We start from the raw sequence: 11,418 nt of genomic DNA, 5'->3' as shown, positions 1-11,418 counted from the left end.
GCACTCAAGCTTCCCAGTTTCCAATGACCCTCCACGGTTGAGCCGTGGGCTTTCACATCAGACTTAAGAAGCCGCCTGCGCGCGCTTTACGCCCAATAATTCCGGATAACGCTTGCCACCTACGTATTACCGCGGCTGCTGGCACGTAGTTAGCCGTGGCTTTCTGGTTAGGTACCGTCAAGANCGTGCAAGGGATGTCAAGACTTGGTAAGGTTCTTCGCGTTGCTTCGAATTAAACCACATGCTCCACCGCTTGTGCGGGCCCCCGTCAATTCCTTTGAGTTTCAGTCTTGCGACCGTACTCCCCAGGCGGAGTGCTTAGTGCGTTAGCGACAGCACCGAGGGTTGGACCCCCCGACACCTAGCACTCATCGTTTACAGCGTGGACTACCAGGGTATCTAATCCTGTTCGCTCCCCACGCTTTCGCACCTCAGCGTCAGTTGCAGACCAGAGAGTCGCCTTCGCCACTGGTGTTCCTCCATATCTCTACGNATATAATCAAAATATCAATGATTCGTTATTTGGTTTTCAAAGAACAACAACCCGCCTTAAGCGGATTTTTATTATATCACTCACTTTCTTAAAAAAGAAAGCGGTAATTTTTGAGAGATATCCTCTCAAAACTAAACAAACGTCTAAGCAGTCAATCTAAAGATTGAAAATGTTTTTGTAAAAGAGCGTTGCTCTTTGTATATTCCTTAGAAAGGAGGTGATCCAGCCGCACCTTCCGATACGGCTACCTTGTTACGACTTCACCCCAATCATCTACCCCACCTTCGGCGGCTGGTTCCAAAAGGTTACCTCACCGACTTCGGGTGTTGCAAACTCTCGTGGTGTGACGGGCGGTGTGTACAAGGCCCGGGAACGTATTCACCGCAGCATGCTGATCTGCGATTACTAGCGATTCCGACTTCATGCAGGCGAGTTGCAGCCTGCAATCCGAACTGAGAGTGACTTTATGGGATTAGCTCCGCCTTGCGACTTCGCGACCCTTTGTATCACCCATTGTAGCACGTGTGTAGCCCAAGTCATAAGGGGCATGATGATTTGACGTCATCCCCACCTTCCTCCGGTTTGTCACCGGCAGTCACCTTAGAGTGCCCAACTAAATGCTGGCAACTAAGATCAAGGGTTGCGCTCGTTGCGGGACTTAACCCAACATCTCACGACACGAGCTGACGACAACCATGCACCACCTGTCACCTTGTCCCCCGAAGGGGAAAACTCTATCTCTAGAGCGTGCAAGGGATGTCAAGACTTGGTAAGGTTCTTCGCGTTGCTTCGAATTAAACCACATGCTCCACCGCTTGTGCGGGCCCCCGTCAATTCCTTTGAGTTTCAGTCTTGCGACCGTACTCCCCAGGCGGAGTGCTTAGTGCGTTAGCGACAGCACCGAGGGTTGGACCCCCCGACACCTAGCACTCATCGTTTACAGCGTGGACTACCAGGGTATCTAATCCTGTTCGCTCCCCACGCTTTCGCGCCTCAGCGTCAGTTGCAGACCAGAGAGTCGCCTTCGCCACTGGTGTTCCTCCATATCTCTACGCATTTCACCGCTACACATGGAATTCCACTCTCCTCTTCTGCACTCAAGCTTTCCAGTTTCCAATGACCCTCCACGGTTGAGCCGTGGGCTTTCACATCAGACTTAAGAAGCCGCCTGCGCGCGCTTTACGCCCAATAATTCCGGATAACGCTTGCCACCTACGTATTACCGCGGCTGCTGGCACGTAGTTAGCCGTGGCTTTCTGGTTAGGTACCGTCAAGGTACCGCCCTATTTGAACGATACTTGTTCTTCCCTAACAACAGAGTTTTACGATCCGAAGACCTTCATCACTCACGCGGCGTTGCTCCGTCAGACTTTCGTCCATTGCGGAAGATTCCCTACTGCTGCCTCCCGTAGGAGTTTGGGCCGTGTCTCAGTCCCAATGTGGCCGATCACCCTCTCAGGTCGGCTACGCATCGTTGCCTTGGTAGGCTGTTACCCTACCAACTAGCTAATGCGCCGCGGGCCCATCCTTAAGTGATAGCCGAAGCCATCTTTTATCATTAGACCATGCGGTCTAATCAGTTATCCGGTATTAGCACCGATTTCTCGATGTTATCCCAGTCTTAAGGGCAGGTTGCCCACGTGTTACTCACCCGTCCGCCGCTAACCGCAAAGGAGCAAGCTCCTCGTTGGTTCGCTCGACTTGCATGTATTAGGCACGCCGCCAGCGTTCATCCTGAGCCAGGATCAAACTCTCAAATAAAAGTTTTACGTTGACTCTTTAGAATTGACTAGAGATGCATTTTATACAAATTGTATATCGTACATTCTATTGCTTGACGTTTCGTTTAGTTTTCAAAGGACATCATCGCTTTTCAAAAGCGACCTTATTATCATATCACCTGACTGAACTTCCGTCAACACTTTTTTTAAAATGTTTTTTAGAAGTGTTTATGTCATAAGCGACGTTTAATAATATACCATGCGTTTAAAATGATTGCAATACTTTTTTAAAAAAACTTTTAAAAACTTATTGTTTTTTATTTTCATGTTATATCCTTTTAACAATAAACAACCTCTCCCCCTCTATTTTACACTACGCAAATAGAAAGTGAGAGGCTATTCATCTATTTATTCCTACATCATAGACTAAATACCTAAAACAAAGAACGAAGGATTGCTGTTCTTTATTTTGATTCTCTTTTTCTCATTTGTGGAAATAATAATACATCGCGAATGGACGGAGAATTAGTAAGTAACATTACCAGACGGTCAATACCGATACCTAATCCACCTGTTGGAGGCATTCCGTATTCTAATGCTTCTAAGAAATCTTCATCCATCATATGCGCTTCATCATTTCCTAATTCACGTTCTTTTAATTGTGCTTCAAAACGTCCACGTTGATCGATTGGATCATTTAATTCCGTAAAGGCATTCGCATGCTCACGACCAACAATAAATAATTCAAAACGATCTGTAAAGCGTGGGTCTTCTTCATTTTTCTTCGCTAATGGCGAAATTTCCACTGGGTGTCCATAAATGAATGTTGGTTGAATTAATGTTTCTTCTATTTTTTGTTCAAAAAATTCGTTTACAACATGTCCAAATTTCATATGATCATTAATTTCTACGTGATGCTCTTTTGCTAAAGTGCGCGCTTCTTCATCCGTCATTTCTTTCCAAAAGTCTACACCTGTTTTTTCTTTAATTGCATCTACCATATGAAGTCTTGTCCATTTTGGTTCTAAGTTCACTTCATAGTCACCATATTGCACCGTCGTTGTAGCTAATACTTCTTTCGCAATATGCGCTACCATGTTTTCTGTTAATTCCATAATGTCATTAAAATCTGTATACGCTTCATATAATTCTAGCATTGTAAACTCAGGGTTATGACGAGTAGATACACCTTCGTTTCGGAACACGCGTCCAATTTCATACACTTTTTCTAATCCACCGACAATTAAACGTTTTAAGTGTAATTCAATTGCAATTCGCATATATAAAGGAATATCTAACGCATTATGGTGAGTCACAAACGGCCGCGCAGAAGCTCCACCTGGAATGTTATGCATCATTGGTGTTTCTACTTCTAAGTATCCGTGTTCATCTAAATAACGACGCATGGATTGTAAAATTTTACTTCTCGTAATAAATGTTTCGCGACTTTCTGGATTCATAATTAAGTCTAAGTAACGTTGGCGATAACGTTGCTCGATATCACGAAGACCATGAAACTTTTCTGGCAGTGGACGAAGGGATTTAGAAAGGAAATCAAAATCACTTACTTTAATAGACAGTTCGCCTACTTTTGTTTTAAATAACGCTCCTTCTACCCCGATAATGTCACCGATATCACTTAATTTAAAAACATCATATTGACCTTCTTGTACTGTATCTTTCCGTACGTAAATTTGAATTTGACCTGTGCGATCTTGGATGTGGGCAAATCCCGCTTTCCCTTTTCCGCGTTTTGTCATTAAACGCCCTGCTAATTTTACAGATACGCTTTTTTCTTCTAATTCTTCTTTTGTAAATTGGTCAAATTGTTCATGTAATTCTTTAGCTGTATGGCTACAATCAAAACGATGCCCAAATGGATTTACACCCATTTCTTCTAATGTGTGTAGTTTATCATAACGAACTTGTAGCAATTCATTTGTTTCGAATTCATTACTCATTCTAGTATTCACTCCCTACTAATATCCACGTGTATCTTATCCACGCTTTATTCTATCACTTTTTAAGCAAAAAGAGAAAAAGGATACTATTATAATACCGCTTTTTCTGTCATTTTTGCTCTTTCTTCTAATTGTTGTACATATTCTAGAAGTACTTGTTCTAATTGGTCGCGTGTTGTAATTTCATTAATACGATTTCTTACTTTTGCATTTCCAGGCAATCCTTTTAAATACCACGCTGCATGTTTGCGCATTTCTAACAAGGCAATGTGTTCCCCTTTTAACTTCATTAAACGGTCACAATGGAGCATACATACATCTACCTTTTCCCGCGGCGTCGGTGGGTCCATCAATTCCCCTGTTTCTAAATAACGGACAGTTCGGTAAATCATCCATGGGTCTCCTAACGCCGCTCGACCGATCATAACACCGTCTACACCGATTTCATCAATCATCCGTTTAGCATCTTGTGGAGTTGCTACGTCACCATTTCCGATAACCGGGATGTTAACAGCTTGTTTTACTTGCTTAATAATATCCCAGTTCGCTTTTCCTTCATACATTTGTACACGTGTACGTCCATGAACTGTCACTGCTTTTGCACCAGCTCGTTCTGCTGCTAGCGCATTTTCTACCGCAAAAATATGTTCTTCATCCCAGCCTATCCGCATCTTTACCGTTACTGGAACATCGACCTCATCGGTAACTGAAGAAACCATTTCATAAATTTTATTTGGGTCTAATAGCCATCTTGCACCTGCGTCGCACTTTGTAATTTTCGGTACTGGGCACCCCATATTAATGTCAATAATATCTGCTGTTGTGTTTTCTGCTACGTATTTTGCCGCTTCTACTAATGTTTCTTTACTTCCACCGAAAATTTGTAAACTTAACGGTTTTTCTTGTTCATCAATATAAAGCATATCCATCGTTTTTTCATTTCGATTAATGACTGCTTTATCGCTAACCATTTCCGCGCATACTAGTCCCGCTCCAAATTCTTTAACCGTTAGCCGGAACGCCGCATTACACACTCCGGCCATCGGCGCCAAAACGACAGGATTTTTAATCGCGATATCCCCGATTTTTAACATGTTATCACTCCTTTTTAATTAGCAAATAATTTATCTGTTTCTTGACCTGCTTTTTGCTTCCAAAGCCTTACCCCTAATCGATCATCTGCTTCACCAATCATTGTTTCTAATGAACGTTTGTCATTTGGAACGGAAAGATTACTAGCAATTTCTTGCAATGGAATGAGTACAAACGCTCTTTCTGTCATTCTCAGATGCGGTAACTGTAATGTGTCCGTTTCTATTACTTCATCGTTGTACAATAAAATATCCAAATCAATCGTTCTTGGACCAAATCGAATTTCTCGCTTCCGCCCTAATTTCCGTTCATTCTTTTGTAAATACGCTAATAAATCATGCGGTGAAAAGGTCGTATTCACCTCGATGACCATATTCAAAAAACAATTTTGATTTTCATATCCGACTGGGTCTGTTTCGTAAATCGATGATACACGGCAAATATCTATTTCTTTTGCCAGATGCATCGCCTGCAACGCCTGACATAAATAATAATAACGGTCCCCCATATTAGAACCGAGCGCTAAATAAGCTTTATTCATCATCTGTCCTCTTTCTTATGACTTCTACTGCAACCGATGCTAAATGCCCTGGAATCGGCGCATTCGGTTTATTTACTTTTATTGTACATGCAAAAAGCGTTGGAAAGATACGAAGAAGCTCAGTGGAAATTTTTTCAGCCAATCGTTCAATTAGTTGGTATTGTTCCCCTTCTACAATTCGTTTTACTTCCTGATACACCGCACCGTAATCAATCGTATCTTGTACATCATCGCTTTGACCTGCTTTTTGCAAATCTAATTCTAACACGGCATCGACAATAAAACGTTGACCAAGCCGTTTTTCTTCTTCAAACACACCGTGATACGCATAAAACTCCATTTGGTTGATATAAATTTTATCCATCTATTCTTCTCCCAAGCATGATATCCATCATTTTTGCCATGCGGCTCATTTCCTTCACGTCATGCACACGCATAATTTGGCAACCTTTTTCAATTCCTAAACAAACAGTTGCGCCGGTCCCCTCCATCCGTTCTGTTACTGGTAAATCAAGTGCATTACCAATCATCGACTTTCGTGACGTACCTAACAAAACAGGATATCCTAGCGCAGTAAACGTATCAAGTTTGCGCATAACTTCTAAATTTTGTTCGTACGTTTTCGCAAAGCCAATCCCTGGATCTAAAATAATTTGTCCATCTGTTACACCAGCTTTTTTTGCAATGGCAATGCTTTTGCGCATATCAGAAGCAATATCACTCATTAAATGTACATAGTTTTTGTCGGTACGGTTATGCATTAAAATAATCGGCACTTGATACTTGGCTGCAACTCCCGCAATGGCTGGTTCTTTTTTCGCTCCCCAAATATCGTTAATAATGTCCGCTCCCGCTTTGATTGCCTCTTCTGCTACTTTCGCTTTGTACGTATCGATAGAAATTGGTATATCTGGAACCTCTGTTCGAAGCGCTTCAATGATTGGCACTACGCGAGCTAGTTCTTGTTCTAACGAAACCGGTTCATGTCCTGGTCGAGTTGATTCGCCGCCAATATCAATAATATCCGCTCCGTTCGCTACCATTTCCTTCGCATGTGCAACTGCATACTCTGATTGATTAAACTTTCCGCCATCTGAAAAAGAATCAGGTGTTACGTTTAAAATGCCCATAATCCATGTTTTTGCATTCCAATCATACACTTTTCCACGAATCATCATCGTTTGGGATTCTTTTGATTTCATTTCGTTATATAGCAATATTTCGATTTCTTTCCCAAGTGCTTTTAGACCAAATGGCTGCGAGCGTAGTTTTGGTAATACACCTTGGAAGATGCGACGCGTGCCAATTAGAATCACAGCACTCTCTTCTATCGTTAAATTACTTACGTTACGATGAACGACACAATCGCCACCTCGAGATAACATTTCCTGTTTTAATAAATTGGCTGCTTTTAGCGATACTTGTTCCGCACGAATTAACAGGACTTCCCCTTTCGGAGCCATTAATTTAATGCCCCCTGGGTCTGCACCAATTTTTTTAAATTCTGTTACAATGTCTTTTTGTTCTTTTATATAAAGTCGAATAGGATTATATGTTTTCATTGGAAATTCTCGGTCCTTTCTATTTTTGAAACTGTTGTTTTGCCCATAAAGTTGTCCGATTTTGATGATAATACGTTTGTAACATCGACTTAAGTCGTTTATCTTCTGGTAGGACTCTACCATCGATACTTTTTAACGAAACAATCTCTTGGATAGAATTCGTAATGAACGCTTCATCTGCCAGTTTCATTTCTTGTTTTGAAAAATGCCCCTCTTTGACGATTATACTTAATTTTTGGCACATTTCGAGAATAAATTGCCTAGTAATCCCATTTAAAATACCAGTATCGACACTTGGTGTATAGACGATACCATCTTGTACCCAAAAGAGATTCGACACAATCCCTTCTGCTAACACTCCTGTTTCTGTTAAAAAAATACCTTCTATGTTCGGCTTTGAACCAATTTCTCGTTTCGCCATCATATTATTTAAATAATGATGTGATTTTAACCGAAATGACCCTTCAGGTGTATTTCGACGGAGGCGTAAAATGTGTCCGTCTTTTTCTGGATAGGTCACGTCCTTCGGTAAAGGGCGCATGTACATTAACACTGTCGGATGCTCATACGGTTCAGTGCGCAATCCAACATCTCCAACACCAGCCGAAATATTTAAACGAACGTACGCATCCTCTATTTGGTTCGCATCTAACAAATGATACAATCCTTGTAGCAACGCGTCTTTTTCCACCTGATTCGTAATATTTAATTGTTGTAATCCTTGTTTTAACCGTTCATAATGATCATCAAATAAAAAGGGATGACGCTCGTAAACTCGAAAAGTTTCAAACACGCCCATCCCATATAAATATCCATGATCGAACGGGGAGATTGTTATTTCATCTGCTGAAACAATCTCTCCATTCCAATACATATACATCTTCATCCCACACTTTTATTTATAATACTCCACAAATTGTTTAATCATTTCTTTTCCGCCTTCAGTTAGCATCGATTCAGGGTGAAATTGAACCCCTTCAATCGGCAGTTCCTTATGACGAATTGCCATAATTTCCCCGTCTTTCGTTTCAGCGGAAATCGTCAAACAATCCGGTAACGTTTCTTTTTTGACAATTAACGAATGATACCGCGTTGCTGTAAATGGTTGTGGCAATCCTTTAAACAACGTCTGATCATCGTGGTATACGCTAGATGTTTTTCCGTGCATTAACACATCCGCTCGCACAACTTCTCCGCCAAATGCTTGCGCGATTGCTTGGTGACCTAAACAAACACCAAAAATCGGCACTTTCCCGCCAAACGTACGGATTACCTCTAAGCTAATTCCCGCTTCATTTGGCGTGCACGGTCCTGGTGAAATCATAATCATTTTCGGATTCAATGTTTCAATATCTTTCACGGAAATTTCGTCATTTCGATAAACTTGAATCTCTTCCCCTAATTCTCCGACATATTGCACTAAATTGTACGTAAAAGAATCATAATTATCAATCATTAAAATCATACTCATCTCTCCTCGTCTTTACTAAATCTCTTCTTCACTAGCTTCCTTTGCACTCCATAATGCTTGTGCTTTTTTTAATGATTCATTATACTCCGCTTCCGGAAGAGAATCATTCACAATACCAGCACCGGCTTGTACATACACCTTTCCGTCTTTTACATACATCGTCCGAATAGCAATATTAAATTCCATATCGCCATCGTTCGTTAACCAACCGATAGAACCAGTATAAATTCCTCGTCTTGTCGGTTCTAACTCTTCGATAATTTCCATTGTTCGAACTTTCGGTGCTCCTGTAATTGTACCACCTGGGAACATCCCTTTTAAAGCATCAATTCCAGTGCGTTCTTTGCGAATCTTCCCAACAACTTCCGAAACGATATGCATAACATGAGAATATTTTTCAATTGTCATAAATTGCGTCACCTGTACAGACCCAAATTCCGACACTTTCCCTAAATCGTTTCGTTCTAAATCCACTAACATTACATGTTCTGCTTGTTCTTTTTCATTAAGCTTTAATGTTTCCATTAGCTGCTTATCTTCTGCTTTTGTTCTTCCTCTAGATCTTGTACCAGCAATCGGACGAGTGACCAATGTCTCTTTTTCTTTTTTTAATAACAACTCCGGCGAACCACTCACTACTTGAAAATCCGGCGTTTGAATGTACGCCATGTACGGAGACGGATTTAATCTTCGCAACGTACGGTAAATTTGTCTTGGATGCGTAAGTAAACTTTCTTCATGCCGTAAAGATAAGTTCACTTGAAACACATCTCCAGCGCGAATATATGCTTTTGCCTTTTCAACGTTTTCCATAAAAGCTTCTTTTGTTAACGAATCAGCTGCCACTTCCCCCATGGGTGACATGCTTCGGTCGTATTTATACGGTCCAATATCTGATTGGAAAAGCTGCGCGTAGTATTCCATTCGATGTTGTACTAATACTGCATTTTCCGGATAGTCATAACTAATGAGCCATAACGTATCTGTTTTTTTATCCAAAATAGCAAATTCATCAAACATGACAAAAAAAACATCTGGTGTTTGTAAATCATCGGTTGCGATAGTTGGAATATCTTCTAAATAACGCACATAGTCGTAACTTAAAAACCCCAATGCCCCCTCATGCATTGGAGGAACCCCAATTTTACTCGGTCGTTTATACGAGTGCATCCATCCTTTTAATAATTCTAATGGATCTGTTCCTTGTAATGGCTTTTGTTCGTTTTCATGTTCAATCACGATTTCCCCGTCTTTTGCTCGGAAAATCGTATCTGCTTTCCAAGCCATTACGGAATAACGACCTTGTTCATTGCTTTCTAATAACATGTGATACAGCTCTTTATCTACCAAATGTTCATACGCATGAAACCAAAAATGACGGTAATTTGTAAGCTTTTTGCAAAACATTTGTTTCTGTTTTATCTGTCCCACTAAGTCGACTCCCCTTATTACAATTCAATATATAATTCTATCTTACAAAAAATCCGACAAGAAACATACTTTTTTCATAAGAATCGCTAATCCTTTTTTCTGTATATTTGTCCACTTCCTTTTTATGATGCACCAAAAACGAAGGGTGCTTGTATAAGGGCGACAAGCATCAGATAGATGAAACAAAAAAACGAGCAAGGAATATTTCCTTACTCGTCACCAAAATTAAATAAATCTGTAGATAAATAACGTTCTCCGTTACTTGCAACAATTGCTAAAACGTTTTTACCTTTTCCTAATTTTTTCGCTACTTGAATTGCCGCGTAAATGTTTGCACCTGATGAAATTCCGCATAAAATTCCTTGTTCACGAGCAGCACGACGCGCATACGTAAACGAATCTTCGTTGTCCACTTTAATAATTTCATCATATACTTCTGTATCTAATGTTTTTGGAATAAATCCTGCACCGATTCCTTGAATTTTATGTGGACCTGGTTTTCCTCCTGATAATACAGGAGAACTAGATGGTTCTACCGCATACACTTTAATGTCTGGGTTAAATTCTTTTAACACTTGTCCTACACCAGTTACCGTTCCGCCTGTTCCAACACCTGCGATAAAAGCATCAAGCTCTTTTCCCATTTGTTCTATAATTTCAGGTCCTGTCGTTTTACGATGAATCGCTGGGTTTGCTAAGTTTTCGAATTGTTGTGGCATAAAGTAGCCTTTTTCGTCAGATAATTCTTTTGCTTTTCGGATTGCTCCACCCATTCCTTCAGATCCTGGTGTCAAAACAAGTTCTGCACCATATGCACGTAGTAAACGACGGCGTTCAATACTCATCGTTTCAGGCATAACAAAAATCGAACGATATCCTTTCGCTGCTGCAACCATTGCTAAACCGATTCCTGTATTTCCGCTTGTTGGTTCAATAATCGTATCGCCTGGTTTGATGAATCCTTCTTCTTCTGCCGTTTCAATCATTGCATGAGCAATACGATCTTTAATACTACTTCCTGGATTAAAATATTCTAATTTTAAATATACGTTACCTTCTGTTTCCGGATTTGTGAATCCATTTAATTTTACAATCGGTGTTTGACCGATTAATTCAGTCACTGAATTTGCAACACGCATCCTCTTC

9 protein-coding genes and 1 rRNA gene are annotated in these 11,418 nt (G+C 40.7%); all 10 read right to left on the bottom strand.

What is annotated here, in order from left to right; all coding sequences use genetic code 11:
- Positions 1-703: 703 nt before the first annotated feature.
- Positions 704-2,254 (bottom strand): 16S ribosomal RNA (locus tag BN1372_RS14365).
- A 424-nt stretch (positions 2,255-2,678) separates the two neighbouring features.
- The gene (gene lysS, locus BN1372_RS14360; RefSeq protein ID WP_062201065.1) at positions 2,679-4,175 is read right to left on the bottom strand and encodes a lysine--tRNA ligase; all 1,497 of its coding nucleotides are present in this window, start codon (positions 4,173-4,175) and stop codon (positions 2,679-2,681) included.
- Positions 4,176-4,264: 89 nt separating this feature from the next.
- Positions 4,265-5,269, bottom strand: a complete 1,005-nt coding sequence (gene dusB / locus BN1372_RS14355; RefSeq protein ID WP_062201062.1) for a tRNA dihydrouridine synthase DusB — start codon at positions 5,267-5,269, stop codon at positions 4,265-4,267.
- Positions 5,270-5,283: 14 nt separating this feature from the next.
- A complete protein-coding gene (folK, locus tag BN1372_RS14350; RefSeq protein ID WP_062201059.1) occupies positions 5,284-5,811 on the bottom strand; it encodes a 2-amino-4-hydroxy-6-hydroxymethyldihydropteridine diphosphokinase in 528 nt (175 codons plus the stop codon).
- Complete coding sequence (gene folB, locus BN1372_RS14345; protein WP_062201055.1) at positions 5,801-6,172, bottom strand: dihydroneopterin aldolase; 372 nt, start codon at positions 6,170-6,172, stop codon at positions 5,801-5,803. The genes folK and folB overlap by 11 nt, the downstream gene beginning before the upstream one ends.
- Positions 6,165-6,986 carry a dihydropteroate synthase gene (gene folP, locus BN1372_RS14340; RefSeq protein ID WP_230198856.1) on the bottom strand — a complete coding sequence of 274 codons (822 nt, stop codon included), beginning with the start codon at positions 6,984-6,986 and terminating at the stop codon, positions 6,165-6,167. The genes folB and folP overlap by 8 nt, the downstream gene beginning before the upstream one ends.
- 403 nt (positions 6,987-7,389) lie before the next feature.
- On the bottom strand, positions 7,390-8,250 hold the full coding sequence (gene pabC, locus BN1372_RS14335) for an aminodeoxychorismate lyase (RefSeq protein WP_062201051.1): 861 nt from the start codon (positions 8,248-8,250) through the stop codon (positions 7,390-7,392).
- A 15-nt stretch (positions 8,251-8,265) separates the two neighbouring features.
- Complete coding sequence (gene pabA / locus BN1372_RS14330) at positions 8,266-8,835, bottom strand: aminodeoxychorismate/anthranilate synthase component II (protein WP_062201048.1); 570 nt, start codon at positions 8,833-8,835, stop codon at positions 8,266-8,268.
- A 21-nt stretch (positions 8,836-8,856) separates the two neighbouring features.
- The gene (locus tag BN1372_RS14325) at positions 8,857-10,263 is read right to left on the bottom strand and encodes an anthranilate synthase component I family protein (protein WP_062201416.1); all 1,407 of its coding nucleotides are present in this window, start codon (positions 10,261-10,263) and stop codon (positions 8,857-8,859) included.
- Positions 10,264-10,481: 218 nt separating this feature from the next.
- Complete coding sequence (gene cysK / locus BN1372_RS14320; RefSeq protein ID WP_062201046.1) at positions 10,482-11,411, bottom strand: cysteine synthase A; 930 nt, start codon at positions 11,409-11,411, stop codon at positions 10,482-10,484.
- Positions 11,412-11,418: the final 7 nt, after the last annotated feature.

The sequence above is a fragment of the Massilibacterium senegalense genome (genome assembly GCF_001375675.1).
In the GTDB taxonomy this organism is placed as follows: domain Bacteria; phylum Bacillota; class Bacilli; order Bacillales; family Massilibacteriaceae; genus Massilibacterium; species Massilibacterium senegalense.
The sequence above is the reverse complement of the archived record's forward strand: the minus strand, read 5'-3'. Positions and strand labels throughout refer to the sequence as shown.